This is a genomic window from Gordonia paraffinivorans, from assembly GCF_900683595.1.
Lineage (GTDB): Bacteria > Actinomycetota > Actinomycetes > Mycobacteriales > Mycobacteriaceae > Gordonia > Gordonia paraffinivorans.
The window spans coordinates 1096836-1113767 of record NZ_CAACYD010000007.1; the positions used below are offsets into that span (position 1 = coordinate 1096836).

The following is a 16932-nucleotide window of genomic DNA, read 5'->3' on the forward strand; positions in this document are numbered from 1 at the left end:
CGTTTACTGCGTCACGCCGCGGTGCTATCTTGACAACACACATTGTCATTACATCAATCATTGTCATGGTCGAAAGCGACCGGGAGGCGAGATCGCATGACTGCTGCGATGGAACGAACCGACAACGTGATCAGCATGCGCGACGAGGGCACCGAGGAGGTCTCGGCGAGGCTGCTCGCCTCGGCCGCCCGCCTTTCCCGCAACGCGATGACCGAGATCGACTGGTCCGAGCCGATGGACCCCACCAAGTACGGGTGCAGCCCGGAATGGTCCTCGCTCTACGGCACCGACTACTGGGACGAGCTCACCGAGGAGCAGCGCATCGCGGTGACCCGCCACGAGTTCGCGTCGATCATGAACATCGGGATCTGGTTCGAGATGATCCTGCAGGAGATGGTCATCCGCGATCAGTACCTCGGGGACTACCACGGCTCGGAGTTTCAGTTCGCCCTCACCGAGATCGCCGACGAGTGCCGGCACTCGCTGATGTTCGCCAAGGCCTCGGAGAAGATGGTCGGCACGTCCTACCGGCCGTCGAAGAAGGTCGCGCGTCTCGGCAAGATCTTCATGCAGACCGCCAAGAACGAGGTCGCATACGCGGGAATCCTGGTCGCCGAGGAGGTTCTCGACGTCTTCCAACGCGGATGCATGCGCGACGACCGTGTGCTCGACTTCATCCGCACCGTCAACGAGATCCACGTCCTCGAGGAGTCGCGACACATGCGCTTCGCTCGCGAGGAGGTGCGTGAGTCGTTGCGGGGCGTCAGTTGGGCACGACGCCAGTTCAGCGCGCTGAGCGTGGCGATCGGCGCCTACTTCATCGTGACGAGCCTGGTGCAGCCCAAGGCATTCGCCGACGCCGGGCTCGACGTCGACCGTGCGGTCCGCGAGATGCGACACAACTCCCACTTCCACTCGATGATCCGCAGCAGCTGCGTCCATCTCATGGAGTTCCTCGACGAGGTCGGTCTGCTCACCAAGCCCGCGATGCGGTACTACCGGAAAGCCCACATGCTCTGATGTTCGTCATCACCCAGTCGTGTTGCAGCGACGCCGCGTGCGTCTCGGTCTGTCCGGTCAACTGCATCCATCCGACACCAGAGGAACGCGGCTTCGGCAGCTCCGACATCCTGCACATCGATCCCGAGGCCTGCATCGACTGCGGCGCCTGCGCGGATGCGTGTCCCGTCGACGCGATCTATCCGGCCGACAAGCTCGGTGCGCGCGACAAGGTGTTCATCGACATCAATGCCGACTACTACAAGAACAACCCCGACATCCGGTCGGGGTGGTCGCCGGTCACCTACCCCGAGATCCCGAAACTCCCTGCGGGACTGCGGGTTGCGCTGGTTGGCACCGGCCCGTCGGGCGGGTACGCACTGCGCACGCTCCTCGACCGCACCGAAGCGCACATCACCGTCATCGACAGGCTGCCCACGCCCGGCGGTCTCGTGCGTGCCGGTGTCGCGCCGGATCATCCCGGGACCAAGAACGTCCTGCGCGGCTTCGACCTGCTCTACCGCGACCCGCGCGTGACGATGATGACGAACGTGACCATCGGCGACGGGCCCGGCGAGATCACCCCGGCCGAACTCGCCGACCACTTCGACGCCGTGTTCTACGCGGTCGGCGCGAGCGAGTCCCGGCGCCTGGGCATCCCGGGCGAGGACCTGCCGGGTTCGACCTCGGCAACCGAACTCGTGGCCTGGTACAACGCCGTCCCCGGCGTCGACGAGGGGCCGCCGTTGCGGCGGGGGACGCCCGATGATCCGGCGACCGGCCGCGCGGTCGTCGTCGGCACCGGCAACGTGGCGCTCGACGTCGCCCGCATCCTGGTCTCGCCACCGGAGTTGCTGGCCACCACCGACATCGCCGACCGTGCGCTCGCGATCCTGCGCGAGCAGAACGTGCACGAGGTGATCCTCCTCGGGCGCCGCGACCAGGCGTCCGCCGCCTACACCGCCGCGGAATTCCGTGCGCTGTCGGAGATCCCGGGCGTCGACGTCGAGGTGTACGACGGTCTCGACTCCGAGCTCCCGTCGTTCACCGAACCGGCGGACCCCGACCGGCGCCGCATCGTGTTCCTCTTCCACAGTGCGCCGGAGGAGATCGTCGGCGGACCGGAGGTCGAGGCCGTCACGGTCCGGACCGGCGAGGGGCGCCGGCACATCGCCACCGATCTCGTGGTGCGCTCCATCGGCTACCGGTCCACCCCGATCCCGGGTCTGGCCTTCGACGACGAGCGCGGCGTCTTCCCCAACGACAACGGCCGCCTGCTCGACGAGCGGGGCGAGATCGTGCCGGGCGCATACGTTCTGGGCTGGGCCAAGAGAGGCCCCAGCGGCGGGATCGGCGCCAACAAGCAGTGCGCGATCCAGACCGTCGAGGACTTCATCGACGACGCCGCGGCCGGCCGGTTGCGGCGCACCGCACGTGAGGCGTCGGAGTTCCCGGCCCTCGTGCGCAAGCGTGTCCGCACGGTCATCGGCTACCGAGGTGTGCGTGCCATCGACCGCAAGGAACGCCGGCGGGGCCAGGAGCAGGGGCGTCCGCGGGTGAAGTTCACCCGGGTCGCCGAGATGGTCGGCGCCGCCGGGTGGCGAAAGGCCTGATCCGCCGACCCTCCTCGTGTCACGATCGGTGTTCTCGCAACGATTGTCGAGGAGGGCCGATGACAGAACCGGATCGGAAGTGGCGTGAGCGTTCGCTGTTCGCCGTGTTCCTGACCGCACTGGTGTCGCAGAACGCGATCGCGATCCCGTACGTCCGGCGCAACGGGCCGGCGTCGGTGAAGGACTTCTTCGTCGGGGACATCATGAAGTCCACGCCCGGACGCTTCGCGATGGTCGACCTGCTGTTCGTGGTCATCGGGTTCCACCTGTGGGCGTTCGGTGAGGCGAGGCGGCTGCGCATCGTCGGCTGGTGGATCGCCTCGGTGGTGCTCACCTTCGGCGTGGGCATCGGCACCGCCATCCCGTTCTTCTTCTACGCACGGGAGCGGGCGGTCGGCAGATGATCCGTCGTCCGGGGTGTGTGCCGTCCGTTCGATCGGCCGACATCGACGTGTGGCCGGGCGCACAGCACCCGGTTGGGTTCCCAGGGTGAACCGTATACCCGTGCTCCCGCTGCTGATGGCCGACCGCGCGCTCGGTCCGGCCGTGCGCGGGCGGCACACCGACGCCGGTCGGAGGCGAGCGTCGGGTCAGTACACGTCCCGCACATATCGCTTGTCCGCCGCGAGGGCCTTCACATAGGCCTCGGCGCTCGACGGTGATCGGCGGCCGTGCTGCGCGACAATGCCCTTCAGCGTCGCGTCGACGTCCTTCGCCATCCGGGTCGCGTCGCCGCAGACGTAGACGTGAGCGCCGTCGTGGAGCCATTCGTACAGCTCCTTGCCGTGCTCGAGCATGCGGTCCTGCACGTAGATCTTGCGGTCCTGGTCACGCGAGAACGCGACGTCGAGGCGGGTCAGCACGCCGTCGCTGAGCATCGTGGTGAGCTCGTCGCGGTAGTAGAAATCCGTGGCCGAGTGCTGCTCGCCGAAGAACAGCCAGTTCTTCCCGTTGTGGCCCAGTGCCTCCCGTTCGCGCAGGAAGGCGCGGAACGGCGCGATGCCGGTGCCGGGGCCGATCATGATCATCGGGGTGTCGGGATCGGCCGGCGGACGGAAGTGCGTGGTGGAGGTGACGAACACCCCGACCCCGGCGTCCTCGGCACGGTCGGCGAGGAATGTCCAGCACACGCCGCCACGCTGGATTCCGTTGCGGTTGTAGCGCACCGCCGCGACCGTCAACTGCACCTCGTCGGGGCGTTCCAGCGGGCTCGACGAGATCGAGTACGAGCGCGGCGCAAGCGGTTTGAGGACGGTCATCCACTCCTCGAGGTCGGCGCGGATCGGATGATCGGCCAGCACGTCCACCGATTGCCGTCCCCAGGACCATTCGTCGAAGACTCCCTTGTTGCCGGGCGCGACGAGCCCCTCGAGTTCGTCGGCTCCCGATCGTTCGGCGATGAACCGCACCAAATCGGGTGTGACACGGGCGAATTCGAGCCGCTCGCGCAGCGCCCGGTACAGCGGCATCGGGTTGCCGCCGATGGTGACGGTCTCGCCTCCGTCGAGTCCGGTGTGGTCGAGGAACTTCCCGATCAGCGCCGGGTTGTTCAGCGGCCACACGCCCAGCGCATCGCCGGTCTTGTAGCCCAGGGTGCCCGCCGGGAGCCGGAAACCGAGGTTGCGCACGTCCTTCTGCGATCCCGGCGCGTTCAGCTTCACGTTCCGCACCAGCTCGGTGACCAGTGGGTTCTTCCGCGAGTAGGCCGATGCGGTGCGCACAGACGGGGCGGCCGCCGAATCCGCGGGTTCGCTCACGACGGTGACCCGGTCCCCGGTCACCCCGGTCGTGGGCGCAGCGTTCTTCATGCTGATCGTGCGGATGACCTCGTCGAGCCAGCCGCCGGCCTTCTGCTCGAAGTCGGGTTCGCATTCGACCCGGTCCAGGAGCCGACGACCCCCGAGCTCGCCGATACGCTCGTCGAGCTTGCGGCCGTGGCCGCAGAAGTCGTCGTAGTTCGAGTCGCCGAGGGCGAGCACCGCGAAGTCGACGCCGGACAGGTCCGGGGCGTCGGCCGAGTTGAGGGCGTCCCAGAACGCGGAGCCGTTGTCCGGAGGATCACCGTCACCGGTGGTCGACGTGACGAACAGCGCGGTGCCCCGCAGCCGACTCACGTCGACCTCGTCCATCGCCTTCGCGGCGACCCGAAGGCCGATGGCCCTCATCCGCTCGGCGGTCTCGGTGGCCAGATCCTCGGCGTTGCCCATCTGCGACGCCCACAGCACGGTGATCGTGTCGGCGGGTGCCTCGACGTCCCCGGGATCGGCGGGTGCGTCACCTGAGCCGGTCGCAGGCGCCGCAACGGTCTCCGACCGGGACGCCGCAACGGTCTCCGACCGTGACGCCGCAGCGGTCTCCGGCCGTGACGCCGCAGCGGTCTCCGGCCGGGAGAACATCCCGGCCAGCAACCCCGACACCCACAGCCGGACGTCGGGCCGAAGCGGCGCATCGCCCGGGACCGACGGCACACCGGCCGTTCCCGCAGCCGCCGACGCGCCCGTCGCGAGTCCGGCCAGGTACACCCGCTCGGACGAGGTGAGCTCCGGCGCGGCGACATCGGAAACACCGAGCGCGGCGGCCAATCCCGCCGCCGCGGCGTCGGGCGTCGGCGGCTCGGCGCGATCGCTGCCCGCCACCTTGGTGAGGGTCACGGCACACACCTTGAACTCGGGTTGCTGGGACAGCGGGTCGATCGCGTCGGAGGTGACCGCGTTGATCGCGAGATGCTCCCCGAAGACGTCGTTCCAGTGGAACGGCACGAAGCAGTTGCCCGGGCGCACGCGATCGGACACCCTGGCCGGCAGCACCGCCCGGCCCCGTCGCGACGCCATCTCGACCTTGTCCTTCGAGGAGATGCCGAGATCCTGTGCGTCGAGGGGATGGATCTCCACGAACGGCCCCGGATCGAGCTTGTTCAGCTTGGCGACCCGACCGGTCTTGGTCATCGTGTGCCACTGATGGGGGAGGCGGCCGGTGTTCAGCAGGAACGGGTAGTCGGCGTCGGGCATCTCCGCGGCGTCGATGTGCGGCCGCGCGAAGAACTGGGCACGGCGGTTGGCCGTCGCGAACGCCAGCCTGGGAACCGAACCGTCGTCGAGACGATGCAGCGTCTGGCTCCGGCCGTCGTTGAGGTAGCGGATCGGGTTGCGCGCGACGGATTCCGCGAGATCGGTGGCGTCGCCGACCGGCGGGCACGGCCACTGCATCGGCGTCCGGCGCAGCCGCTCGTAGGTGACGCCGCGCAGGTCGTAACCCGTTGCGGGATTGGCGAACTGCTTGATCTCGGCGAAGATCTCCTCCGCGCTGGAATAGTCGAACGCGTCGGCGTAACCCATCTCCGACGCGATGCGCGCGATGATCTGCCAGTCCGGGATCGCCTGCCCCGGCGCGTCGAGGGCGGGTTCGAACAGCGTCAAAGTGCGTTCGGAGTTCACCATGACCCCGGAGGACTCCGACCACAGCGCCGCGGGCAGCACCACGTCGGCGTACTGGTTGGTCTCGGTGTCGGCGAACGCATCCTGGGTGACGACCAGTTCGGCGCGTTCGAGCCCCTGGATGACGGTCTTCCGATTCGCCACCGATGCAACGGGATTGGTGCAGATGATCCACGCCGCCTTGATCTCGCCGTCGGCCATCCTGCGGAACATGTCGACGGTGCCTCCGCCGACCTCGGTGCGCAGCGTTCCGGCCGGCAGGCCCCACACCTTCTCGACGAACGCCCGATCGGCATCCGACAGCACCGACCGCTGTCCCGGCAACCCGGGTCCCATGTAGCCCATCTCGCGGCCGCCCATCGCATTCGGCTGGCCGGTCAGCGAGAACGGGCCACTGCCGAGCCGGCAGATCGCGTCGGTCGCGAGATGGAGATTGATGAGCGCGTTGGTGTTCCACGTTCCGTGCGTCGACTGGTTGAGCCCCATCGTCCAGCAGCTCATCCAGTTGCCGGCTTCACCGATCATGCGCGCAGCCGCCCGCAGGTCGTCGGCGGGAATGCCGGTGATGGTCTCGACGACCTCCGGCGGATACTGCGCCGCGAACTCCGGCATCTGCTCGAAACCATCGGTGTACGACGCGATGAACTCGTCGTCGGTGTAACCGCCGGTGATCAGCAGGTGCAGCAGCCCGTTGAGGAGGGCGAGGTCGGTGCCGGGCTTGATCTGCAGGAACAGGTCGGCCTTGTCCGCGGTCGCGGTGCGCCGCGGATCGACGACGATCAGCACGGCGCCGGCCTTGACCCGGTCCATCATCCGCAGGAACAGGATCGGGTGGCAGTCGGCCATGTTCGAGCCGATGACCAGGAAGACGTCGGCGTGGTCGAAGTCCTGATAGGAACCGGGCGGGCCGTCGGAGCCCAGCGACAGCTTGTATCCGGTTCCGGCGCTCGCCATGCACAGGCGCGAGTTCGACTCGATCTGGTTGGTCCCGATGAACCCCTTGGCCAGCTTGTTCGACAGGTACTGCGCCTCGAGCGACATCTGCCCGGACACGTACAGGGCGACCGCATCGGGCCCGTGCTCGTCGATGATCGACCGCAGCCGGCGGGCGGTGCCGGTGATGACGGCGTCGAGATCGCCGCGGCGCAGCTCGCCGCCGCGGTCGTCACGGACGAGTGGCGCGTCGAGGCGGCCGCCGGCGGCCAACATGTCGGCGGTCGTCGATCCCTTGGTGCACAGCCTGCCGAAGTTGGTCGGGTGGTCGGCCCGGCCGACGGTCTTGGTGATGCCGGAGTCGTCGACCTTCAGCTCCATGCCGCAACCCACACCGCAGTAGGCACACAGGGACATGACCGACCGGGAGACCGGTCGGGGCACGACGGGGCGCATCGGGGGAGAGACTGTCACGTCCTCCAGCGTCGAAGCGGGATGTTTCCCGACCCGTAGGTGGGGGTTACGCAGCGGTCAACTTGATCTCACAGGGGCCGATCACCGGTGTGAAGGGCGGAAAATCGCAGCTTGCGGCGAATTCCGGGACGGGATGAGCCGGATCTGCGGCGTTGCTCAGGCGGATCTCAGCCGAGGTGGATAAGACTGTATGCCATGCGCATCCTCGTGGTTGATGACGACCGGGCGGTCCGGGAGTCGTTGCGACGGTCGCTGACGTTCAACGGCTACACGGTCGAGACCGCGAACGACGGCATCGAGGCATTGGAGAAGATCCTCGCCGACCGGCCCGACGTCGTCATCCTGGACGTGATGATGCCCCGCCTCGACGGCCTCGAGGTGTGCCGGCGCCTGCGCTCGGCCGGAGACGACCTGCCGATCCTGGTGCTGACCGCCCGGGATTCGGTGTCCGAGCGGGTCAGCGGCCTCGACGCCGGGGCCGACGACTACCTGCCGAAACCGTTTGCGCTCGAGGAGTTGCTGGCCCGCTTGCGTGCGCTGTTGCGCCGCGCCGCGCCCGACGACGACGCGGATTCGGAGACGCTGACCTTCGCCGACCTCTCGCTCGACCCGGTGACCCGTGACGTCAGTCGCGGCGACCGGCCGATCAGTCTCACCCGGACCGAGTTCGCGCTTCTCGAGATGCTGATGTCGAACCCGCGCCGGGTGCTCTCGCGCAGCCGCATCCTCGAGGAGGTCTGGGGCTACGACTTCCCGACGTCGGGCAACGCCTTGGAGGTCTACGTCGGCTATCTGCGTCGCAAGACCGAGGCCGACGGCGAACCGCGCCTGATCCACACCGTCCGCGGCGTCGGATACGTGCTCCGGGAGACCCCGCCCTAGTGTCGACGGGCACGGACTCGAACTCCTCGACGACTCCGCAGTCGGCCACGACGCGGGGCTCGTGGTTCTCGCGGATGCGGGAGAACCCCACCCGGACCCTGGTCGGGGAGTCCGCCGCGGCGGGGGAGAAGGAGATGCGCGCACCGATGCCGCTGACGCGGGCGGTCTCGTTGCGGGCCCGCGTCACGCTCCTGTCGGCGACCGTCGTCCTCGTGTCGGTGAGCCTGATGGCGGCCGCGGCGTACTTCGTGGTCTATCGCGCGATGTACAACGAGGTCGACCAGCAGCTCGAGAGCCGTGCCGACGGCATGGCGGCGCTGGCCCGGGCCGGGGTCCTGCGCAGCCAGCCCGAGCAACTCGTCGCCGGAACGGTGTTCTCCACCAACATCTCCGTGGCGCTGGTGACGCCGAGCGGTCAGACCTATCTCATCGGGCAGGTGCCGTTCGAGGACCCCGAACGCGACATCGTCCGGGCGCCGTCGGTGCCGGGGTCGAATCTGCAGAGTCTGCGCACCACCCGCAACCAGCGCGTCCTCACGCGCAAACTCGACGACGGCAACACCCTCGTGCTCGCGCAGAGTCTCGTGCAGACCGACCGGGTGCTCAAACGCCTGGCCTGGGTGCTGCTCGTGGTGGGTTGCGGCGGAGTCGCTTTGGCGGCGCTCGCCGGAACCACCGTGGCGCGGGCGGGCCTGCGTCCGGTGGCGAGACTGAATCGGGCGGTCGAACGGGTCGCGCGCACCAACGATCTGACGCCGATCCCGGTCACCGGCAACGACGAACTCGCCAACCTCACCGCGAGTTTCAACGCGATGTTGCGGGCGCTGGCCGAATCCCGCGATCGGCAGGCGCGACTCGTCGCCGACGCCGGACACGAACTGCGAACCCCGTTGACCTCCCTGCGCACCAACCTCGAGCTCCTCATCGCGGCCAGTCGCCCCGGGGCGCCGGCCGTGCCGGAGGAGGACATGGCCGACCTGCGCGCCGACGTCATGGCGCAGATCGAGGAATTGTCCACGCTGGTGGGGGATCTCGTCGACCTCGCCCGCGAGGACGCGCCCGAGGTGGTGTACGAGGAGGTCGAGCTCACCGAGATCATCGAGCAGGCGCTGGAGCGGGTTCGGCGCCGGCGCAACGACGTGGAGTTCGAGGTCGACCTGACGCCCTGGTACGTCTTCGGCGAGCAGCACGGCCTGTCGCGGGCGGTGCTCAACATCCTGGACAACGCCGCCAAGTGGAGTCCGCCGGGCAAGACGGTGAAGGTCGCGCTGACGCAGGTCGGCATGTCGACCGCGGAATTCACCGTCGCCGACTCGGGTCCCGGAATCCCCGAGGAGGACCGCGGTCTGGTGTTCGAGCGCTTCTACCGGTCCACCCAGTCGAGGTCGATGCCGGGGTCCGGGCTCGGGCTCGCGATCGTGCGTCAGGTGGTGGAGCGCCACGATGGCCACGTCGAGGCCGACGAGTCGCCGACCGGAGGCGCGCTCATCCGAATGACACTGCCGGGCCGGGCAACTCCCGCGGAACCATCTCCACAGGTGATTCGTCAGTAATGGTGAGGCGCCTGCACCGGCAGGTCACCGTCGGCGGGCGGCGGCCCCGGGGGCTGTGTGATCAACCGGTGTGACCTGGTGGGCGATCACATAGGGTTGATCAGAGGCGCTGATCGGGTAAGCCGACTGCCCGGCCGCGGCCGGGCAGTGTGACGAGCGCCGGCGGTGGCCGGCGAGGACGAACGAGGAAGAGACTCAGATGACGACTGGCGGTTCGCAGGGTGGCGGTCCGTACGGGGGCAATCAGTACGAGGGCAACCAGTACGGGGGTAACCAGCACGGTGCCGATCAGCCCGCAGCCCAACACCATGGACCGACGCATCATCAGCCCGGACCGGCCTCCGGATCGTTTCCCACGCAGAGCGGTGGGCCCGGGTTCTCCGGCAGTGGTGCCCCGACCGCGGCCTACGGCGCGCACGGCACCAGTCAGTTCCCCCAGGCACCCTATGGGCAGCCCGGTGGCAGCTATGGTCAACCCGGTCCGGCGGCGTTCGGTTCGCAGCCCGGTGGTCAGCAGGGATTCGGCGGCCCCGGCGACGACATGACGTCCCAGCCGCCGAAGAAGAGCGGTAACGGCGGCAAGCTCGCCGCCGTCGGTGTGGGAGCGCTCGTCCTCGCCCTCGTGGCCGGCGGTGTCGGAGGCGCGGTCGGCTACAACCTCGCCGACGGTTCGGGAGGATCGTCGAGCAGCATCACCGCCGGTCCTCTCGGCGGCGACCCGAAGGCCAACGGCGACTCCGAACCCGTCCAGGCGCCGGCCGGCTCGGTGCAGGAGGTCGCGGCGAAGGTGCTGCCGTCCGTCGTGTCGATCGAGGTGGCCTCGGGTGGTGCGCTCGGTTCCGGCTCGGGCGTCGTGCTCACCAAGGACGGCGTCATCATGACCAACAACCACGTGGTCAGCGCCGGCGGCAACGCCCCGGCGTCGAAGGTCTTGGTGAGCTTCTCCGATGGCTCGTTCGCGCAGGCCCGCGTGCTCGGCGCCGACCCCATCTCCGACATCGCGGTCCTCAAGGTCGAGCGCGACGACCTGACGCCGATCACCGTCGGCAACTCCAACAACCTCGCCGTGGGCCAGGACGTCATCGCCGTCGGTTCGCCGCTGGGTCTCGCCGGCACCGTCACGACCGGCATCATCTCGGCGCTCAACCGGCCGGTCCTCACCTCCCGCGACCCCGGCACCAACACCACCTCGGTGATCGACGCGATCCAGACCGACGCGGCGATCAACCCCGGCAACTCGGGCGGCGCACTGGTGAACGCCAAGGGCGCCCTGATCGGCATCAACACCGCCATCGCCACCCTCGGCGGCGGCCAGGACCAGTCCGGCGGCAGCATCGGGCTGGGCTTCGCCATCCCGATCGACCAGGCGATCCGCGTCGCCAAGCAGCTCGAGACCACCGGAAAGGCCAGCCACGCCAACATCGGGGTCTCGGTGCGGCCCAGCAGCGATGCCGCGACCCCGGGCGCTCTCGTGACCGACGTGACGCAGGGCGGACCCGCGGCCACGGCCGGCATTCCCAAGAACGCGGTCATCACCAAGGTCGACGACCGGCCGATCCAGTCCGGCGACGCACTCGTGGCGGCGGTCCGCTCGCATGCGCCGGGCGACACCGTGTCGGTCACCTACGTCGACGGCGGACAGACCAAGACCGTGCAGGTGAAGCTGGGCACCCTCGAGGTGAGGTGACGCACGACCGACAGGCCGCCCGTCTTCGCAGAACAACTGAACACGCGACATGATCGCCCGTCGATCGGGCGGCACACCGACACAGAAAGGTCCTGTCATGTCTGACACCGGATCCCCGGTCACCGGAAACACCGGCCTCCCCGGCGATGAAGCGGAGACCGAAGCGTCCCTGGACGTGCGACTGGCAGGCGATCCGGGCCAGGTGGACCCGGCCGACGTGGTCGCCGCCGACGCCGCCGCACGGGAGTTCGTGGCCCGCCACGAGAAGGCGTCTCGGAGTCCGGAGGGCGAGGAGATCGGACGGGCCCTGGTCGTGTTGGTCGACGACGAGGCGGCTCACGGTGACGACCAGCGTCATCTGGGCCCGCTCGTGGGCGAGTTGCTCGCCGAGGCCGGATTCCACGTCGACGCGGCGGTCGTCGTCTCCAGCGACGAGGTGGAGATCCGCAACGCGCTCAACACCGCGGTGATCGGGGGAGTGGACCTGGTGATCTCCGTCGGGGGCGTGGGAGTCGGTGCCCGCGACGTGACCCCGGAGGCCACCGAACCGCTCCTGGACCGCAGGCTCCGCGGCATCGAGGAGGCCGTGCGGAGCTCGGGACTGGCCGCAGGCGCGACCGACGGCGGCCTTTCACGCGGCCTGGCGGGAATTTCCGGGCAGACCCTGGTGGTGAATCTCGCGGATTCGCGTGCGGCCGTGCGAGACGGAATGGCCACCGTCGCACCGCTCGCACGGTATGTGATCGAGTCGATCAGCGAATTCTGATGGTGGAGTGGGCGTCACGGCCCGGTCCGATTTCCCGGACCGAATTGGCCCCAAAATGGGACGGTCGTCCGACAGAAGGGCGGGGAGGGCAGGCATGTCCGCCGATTCTGACGACAACGCCGAAACCGCGATGAACAGCGGAGGCGACGCCGCTGCGCGCCGGGCCGCCCGTCGTCGGAAGCTCGATGCGATCTTCGGGGACGACCTTCCCGAGGTCACCCGGGATGAGTGTGGGAAAGATCACAAAGGGGTTTCTCAGGATTGGTTGGAGGCCCAGCGGCCCCCTCATTACGAGTGAGCGGTGCCGCCCGCACCTATGAACATCAGGGTGTTTATCTGTCGTTAACTTTCCGGCGGCGATCGATAGCGAATTGCTGATTTGTCATCCCGCGTTTTTGCATTGTGACACGGCTGAGTCCAGCTGTTGCCCGTCCTGAGATCACTCCGATAACGTTCGCCTCGACAACGCGCGGCGCCCCAGTGACGGGGAGTCGAGTGAAGTCCTGCGAACTGTCGCGAGTGGCAACGCAGCAGCGACCAGGAATGCGATGGATTCTGAACGTCCGCTGAGACGAGTGTGAGCACTTGCTGAGCGGGTGCTCTCTGGAAACCCATCGACGTCGAGGGTCACGACTGCGGGTGTGAACGCACACCGCGGGGTATTAGCCGAATCCTGTGAGAGGGAACGAATGAGCAAGTTCAGCAAGCGTGGGCTGCGTCGCGCCGCCGGCGCGGTCGCGATCGCCTCGGCCGCGGTCATGGGCGTGGCCGGTATGGGTGCGGGTGACGCCGCGGCGGGGAAGCTCGCCAACGGCTACAAGAAGGTCACCGGCGTCGACGGCGAGACCATCCAGACGTGGCGCACCGGTGAGTTCGCACTCCCGGCCCCGTCGGTTGCCAACAACGGCGCGGGCCGTTCCGCTGTCGTCTCGGGCGTCTACCAGGTCAAGGCCAGCAAGGGTGTCTCCGGCAACCTCGCCGTCAAGCTGCTCGTCGGTTGCCAGGTGGACATTACCGGTCTTGAGGGCGGGCTCTCCGCGGGTGTCGACATCCTCGCCCAGACGTTCAGCTCTGCAGGTTCCATCACCATCCCGCTTAATCCGGGACAGGTGGCGCTTGTCGACGTCACCGACAAGGACCTCTCCGACAGTGGACAGGCTGCCATTCAGCTGTCGCAGTTCGAGGTCAGTGTCCAGAAGTGCGGCGGATTCGCCTCCGCTCGAACCATTGCCAAGGTGATCGGGGCCAAGGGGTACAACACCGATGACGGCACCGTCAACGGCGAGGGCACCCTCATCCAGTCGACCCTCTACGGCCAGCCCTTCAGCCTCAACTGAGCGGGCGCAGATAACTAGCACTTCCTGACTTATCTGCCCTGCGCAGATGGACATTCCACGAAGGGGAATCATGAAGAAGAACATCACGCGCCGCGTGGTTGCGGCGGCCGGGCTGACCGGTGCGGTCGCGATGGGGCTGACCAGCCTCGCCGCCGGAGGTGCGACCGCGGGGCCGCTCCCGGGCGGAACCGTCACCCGGACCCTGGTCGACGGCACCCCGGTCACCGTCACCCTGTATGACGAGTACGTCAACGTCCAGCGCGCCGTCACCAACGTGCCGACCAGCCGCGAGGTGTGGCTCTCGGGCAAGATCAAGGTGACCGTCGGCGGCAAGGCCGAGGGTGGCTCGGTCAACGCGGGCTACCTCGTCGGGTGCCAGGTCAACTTCGGTGCTAGCGGGGGTGCGGGAGCCGAAGCAGGGTCTAATCAGTTCGGGCAGGAGTGGAAGTGGACTGACACCGGTCGGCCAAGCGCGTCGGGCGGCTTCACCCTTGGTCCGGGCCAGGCCACCTACTTCCCGATCATCGAGACCACCTCGGGCACCGACACCGCCTACGAGAACTACCACGTCAACTCGTACTCCTTCAAGGGCAAGAAGGGTGGCGTCGTCTACAGCCAGGAGAAGTTCGGCCTCGACGGCTGTGCGGGCTACGCCTCGGCCAAGGCCAAGGTCAAGGTGACCGTCAGCACCGACGCGGTCAAGGGTGTCATCACCCTGTACGGCAAGCCGTTCAGCATCGGCTGATCGACTCCGCTGTAACTCACAGCATTCCGCCGCGGGGCGGGAATCCGAAAGGGTTCCCGCCCCGCGGTGCTTCTGCGATCGTGGGCATGGTCCGCAACGAGGGGGTCGGTAGCCAATGGGGCAAGGTCCGCGCGCTCCCTTGCAAGGGTTTCCGTATCAGCGCGACCACACGGATCGGGCACCAGAATCCGTGCGGGCCCTGAAGTGCACCGACGCGCGTGCCAGAGGGGTGTCAGGTCCGATGAAGCCAGGAGAGCGGGCCGATTGGAGGGGTGGGGAGGATCGTAGGCAGGTGTCGGGCCTTCCTGCGTTTCCGTCTCGGCCGCGGTGGCTCCGTGGGAACGTCGACGGGAACGTCGACGACGGTGTCCGCTCACACGAGTTGCATTGCGGCATCGGAGCGAAGGGAACGCGAGCCGGCTCCTACGAGTCGGTGAAGTAGCGGCTGGGCAGCAGATTCGATGGATCGTCGTGCGTACGACCGCCTCTACGACGGCACGTGTGCCTTCGATATAAGCCGTCCAGAGCCCAACACGCACACAACAATTCGGCCCCTGCCGCGATGGCAGGGGCCGAATGTCGTTCGTATGTCAGCGGGAATGGCGTCCCGGGGAGTCCGGGTTCTCCCCGGGGAACTCACCCGGGTACTGCTCGCCCGGGTTCTGCGACCCCGGCGGCGGGTAGTTGCCCGGCGGCGGGTAGTTACCGGGCGGCGGGTAGCTGCCGGGAGCCGGCTGCGGCGTCGGGTACGGCTGACCGCCCTGTCCCGGACCGCCCGGCTGGCCCTGCGGCGGGTTGTACAGCGGCGAGGCCTGGGGCTGCGACTGCGGGCCCTGGGGGGCCTGCTGCTGCGGCGGTGCCGAGATGCGCTGCGTCGTACCGGCTCCGCCCGGTGCCTCATACGGCGCTTGGCCGCCCGACGGCGAACCGTAGTTCTCGACGACGGGAGCGGAGGGCTCGCTGAGGTGGTCGGGCAGGTCGCTCTCGGCTTCGGCCTTGGCCTTCGACGTGCTCTCGGGATCGAGCAGATCGCGGATCTCGGCGAGCAGTGCGACCTCGGTGACCTCTGCCTTCTTGCCGAAACCGCCCAGCTCGGAAAGCTTGTTGTACGGCAGGATGATGATGAAGTAGACGACCGCGGCGATGATCAGGAAGTTGATGCACGCGGTGATGACGCTGCCGATGTTGACGAAGGTCGAGGCGTTGTCGGTGATCTGGAAGCCGAGTCCCTCTGCCGCGTCGCTACCGACCGGGATGGCGTTGATGATCGGCTGGACGATGCCGTCGGTGAAGGCGGTGACGATCGCGGTGAACGCCGCGCCGACGATGACCGCTGTCGCCAGCTCGACGACGTTGCCCTTCAGTATGAAGTCCTTGAATCCCTTGAGCACGGTGTGCGGCCTCTCCTTAGGTATTCCCGCTCTTGTTCGGCGATTCCATGTGGTCGGTGCGAAACCCGACATTTGTTGTGCGAACGCGTACCACCCTATCCACGATCGCGAACGGGGCGATCCATTTGGTTCACATCCCCACAGGTGTCGCGGACGAAACATGTTTCTGCGACTCTGGTTTCTGCAGGGTCGTCGGTGGCGATTTCGGGCGAACCGGGCAGATGAGGCGCAGCTCTCGGCTGCGTCGAGCGCGCTCCTCAGGGCCGGAATGGTTGTCGTCTCAGTGCAAGACAACCGCCAGCGCGGAGTCCAGACCCGCTGCCGCGACCCGGTGCGCTGACGCCGCATCCATGGCCAGGAGCACCGGAGACACGGTCGACCGTCCGCCGAGCGTGCCGTCGGGCGACCCGTCGTCGGCGTGGAGGGCGACAACCGCGCGTCGGGCGAGGACGTCGGCCGAATCGGTCAGGACGTCGACGACGTCGCCGGGACGAAGCAGCGCGGTCACCGCCTGGTCCGAGAGCCGAACCGGCACAAGACGGGCGTCGGCGTCACCGGTGAGGTCGGCGGGCAGCCGCGACGACAGCAGACGCGTGTCGGTGAGGATCTCCCCGGCCCGCACCCGACCGGTGACCGTGCGGCCGGCGGCGAGACCGGTGTCGGTGATCGCACCGGACGGGACCGTCGCACGGGCCACGCCCAGGGGTCGGAGGTCGCCGGACCCGACCACCTGCCCGGGAACGAGGTCGTGAGCGGCGACGAGCACGACGGCTTCGCCGTCGTCCCCGGCCCCGGTGACCGCCACGACGCAGGCGGCGCCGACCAGAGTCACCGCCAGCCCGCGCCGGAGCGCGAGGCTGCGCGTCCAGCCCGGGCGGAGCGCGAGGCGAACTCGGTCACGGATTCGCGGGGCGAGCGGGTCAGGGGTGTGGAACGCGCGAAAATCGGGCATACGCGCACGGTAGGGCCGAGGCCCGGCCGGGGCCCCGGCGTTGCCTCCGTGTCCACAGCGGGAGACCCGAGCGATGAACTTGTCCACAGGTACGGGGCGAGCCATCGGGCGGGACCTCCGTTACTGTTGCCACGGAACAGAAAGCAAGGGTGTGCCGGGAAGACTG

The 16932-nt window shown here is 68.2% G+C and carries 13 protein-coding genes; 10 read left to right on the forward strand and 3 right to left on the reverse strand.

Annotated features, from left to right (window positions below):
- Positions 1-96: 96 nt before the first annotated feature.
- Genes E1P53_RS18015 through E1P53_RS18025 form a run of 3 tightly spaced genes read left to right on the forward strand, consistent with a single transcriptional unit; the run spans position 97 to position 3016 of the window.
- Positions 97-1020, forward strand: a complete 924-nt coding sequence (locus E1P53_RS18015) for an AurF N-oxygenase family protein (protein ID WP_131735078.1) — start codon at positions 97-99, stop codon at positions 1018-1020.
- The gene (locus tag E1P53_RS18020) at positions 1020-2612 is read left to right on the forward strand and encodes an FAD-dependent oxidoreductase (protein ID WP_131735079.1); all 1593 of its coding nucleotides are present in this window, start codon (positions 1020-1022) and stop codon (positions 2610-2612) included. Before E1P53_RS18015 ends, E1P53_RS18020 begins: the two co-directional genes overlap by 1 nt.
- Before the next feature lie 59 nt (positions 2613-2671).
- Positions 2672-3016 carry a DUF2834 domain-containing protein gene (locus E1P53_RS18025; RefSeq protein WP_006898892.1) on the forward strand — a complete coding sequence of 115 codons (345 nt, stop codon included), beginning with the start codon at positions 2672-2674 and terminating at the stop codon, positions 3014-3016.
- 186 nt (positions 3017-3202) lie between these two features.
- Here E1P53_RS18025 and E1P53_RS18030 read toward each other — a convergent pair whose 3' ends face one another.
- A complete protein-coding gene (locus E1P53_RS18030) occupies positions 3203-7396 on the reverse strand; it encodes a bifunctional nitrate reductase/sulfite reductase flavoprotein subunit alpha (protein WP_131735375.1) in 4194 nt (1397 codons plus the stop codon).
- A 252-nt stretch (positions 7397-7648) separates the two neighbouring features.
- Between E1P53_RS18030 and E1P53_RS18035 the strand changes: the two genes are divergently transcribed.
- The 7 genes from E1P53_RS18035 (at position 7649) to E1P53_RS18065 (ending at position 14423) form a co-directional block, all read left to right on the forward strand.
- Positions 7649-8335 (forward strand): response regulator transcription factor, encoded by a 687-nt coding sequence (locus tag E1P53_RS18035; RefSeq protein ID WP_006898894.1) that lies wholly within the window; start codon positions 7649-7651, stop codon positions 8333-8335.
- Between the two features lie 74 nt (positions 8336-8409).
- Entirely contained in the window at positions 8410-9888 is a 1479-nt protein-coding gene (locus E1P53_RS18040; RefSeq protein ID WP_131735080.1) for a HAMP domain-containing sensor histidine kinase, read from the forward strand.
- A gap of 199 nt (positions 9889-10087) precedes the next feature.
- The gene (locus E1P53_RS18045; RefSeq protein ID WP_131735081.1) at positions 10088-11575 is read left to right on the forward strand and encodes a S1C family serine protease; all 1488 of its coding nucleotides are present in this window, start codon (positions 10088-10090) and stop codon (positions 11573-11575) included.
- Between the two features lie 97 nt (positions 11576-11672).
- Positions 11673-12341 carry a MogA/MoaB family molybdenum cofactor biosynthesis protein gene (locus E1P53_RS18050; protein WP_006898898.1) on the forward strand — a complete coding sequence of 223 codons (669 nt, stop codon included), beginning with the start codon at positions 11673-11675 and terminating at the stop codon, positions 12339-12341.
- A 94-nt stretch (positions 12342-12435) separates the two neighbouring features.
- Positions 12436-12639, forward strand: a complete 204-nt coding sequence (locus tag E1P53_RS18055) for a hypothetical protein (protein WP_131735082.1) — start codon at positions 12436-12438, stop codon at positions 12637-12639.
- Positions 12640-13030: 391 nt separating this feature from the next.
- Complete coding sequence (locus tag E1P53_RS18060) at positions 13031-13678, forward strand: MspA family porin (RefSeq protein WP_131735083.1); 648 nt, start codon at positions 13031-13033, stop codon at positions 13676-13678.
- Positions 13679-13748: 70 nt separating this feature from the next.
- Positions 13749-14423 carry an MspA family porin gene (locus tag E1P53_RS18065; RefSeq protein ID WP_131735084.1) on the forward strand — a complete coding sequence of 225 codons (675 nt, stop codon included), beginning with the start codon at positions 13749-13751 and terminating at the stop codon, positions 14421-14423.
- A 590-nt stretch (positions 14424-15013) separates the two neighbouring features.
- Here the strand turns inward: E1P53_RS18065 and mscL are convergent.
- Positions 15014-15814, reverse strand: a complete 801-nt coding sequence (gene mscL, locus E1P53_RS18070) for a large conductance mechanosensitive channel protein MscL (RefSeq protein ID WP_131735085.1) — start codon at positions 15812-15814, stop codon at positions 15014-15016.
- Between the two features lie 280 nt (positions 15815-16094).
- A complete protein-coding gene (locus tag E1P53_RS18075; RefSeq protein WP_131735086.1) occupies positions 16095-16766 on the reverse strand; it encodes an SAF domain-containing protein in 672 nt (223 codons plus the stop codon).
- Positions 16767-16932: the final 166 nt, after the last annotated feature.

Bases quoted from the DNA above. Each gene is read 5' to 3' on its own strand.
- E1P53_RS18015 (WP_131735078.1), top strand. From the start codon at position 97: ATGACTGCTGCGATGGAACGAACCGACAACGTGATCAGCATGCGCGAC.
- E1P53_RS18030 (WP_131735375.1), bottom strand. From the start codon at position 7,396: ATGTCCCTGTGTGCCTACTGCGGTGTGGGTTGCGGCATGGAGCTGAAG.
- E1P53_RS18075 (WP_131735086.1), bottom strand. From the start codon at position 16,766: ATGCCCGATTTTCGCGCGTTCCACACCCCTGACCCGCTCGCCCCGCGA.
- E1P53_RS18065 (WP_131735084.1), top strand. From the start codon at position 13,749: ATGAAGAAGAACATCACGCGCCGCGTGGTTGCGGCGGCCGGGCTGACC.
- E1P53_RS18040 (WP_131735080.1), top strand. From the start codon at position 8,410: ATGCGGGAGAACCCCACCCGGACCCTGGTCGGGGAGTCCGCCGCGGCG.
- E1P53_RS18025 (WP_006898892.1), top strand. From the start codon at position 2,672: ATGACAGAACCGGATCGGAAGTGGCGTGAGCGTTCGCTGTTCGCCGTG.
- E1P53_RS18035 (WP_006898894.1), top strand. From the start codon at position 7,649: ATGCGCATCCTCGTGGTTGATGACGACCGGGCGGTCCGGGAGTCGTTG.
- E1P53_RS18045 (WP_131735081.1), top strand. From the start codon at position 10,088: ATGACGACTGGCGGTTCGCAGGGTGGCGGTCCGTACGGGGGCAATCAG.
- E1P53_RS18060 (WP_131735083.1), top strand. From the start codon at position 13,031: ATGAGCAAGTTCAGCAAGCGTGGGCTGCGTCGCGCCGCCGGCGCGGTC.
- E1P53_RS18055 (WP_131735082.1), top strand. From the start codon at position 12,436: ATGTCCGCCGATTCTGACGACAACGCCGAAACCGCGATGAACAGCGGA.
- E1P53_RS18020 (WP_131735079.1), top strand. From the start codon at position 1,020: ATGTTCGTCATCACCCAGTCGTGTTGCAGCGACGCCGCGTGCGTCTCG.
- E1P53_RS18050 (WP_006898898.1), top strand. From the start codon at position 11,673: ATGTCTGACACCGGATCCCCGGTCACCGGAAACACCGGCCTCCCCGGC.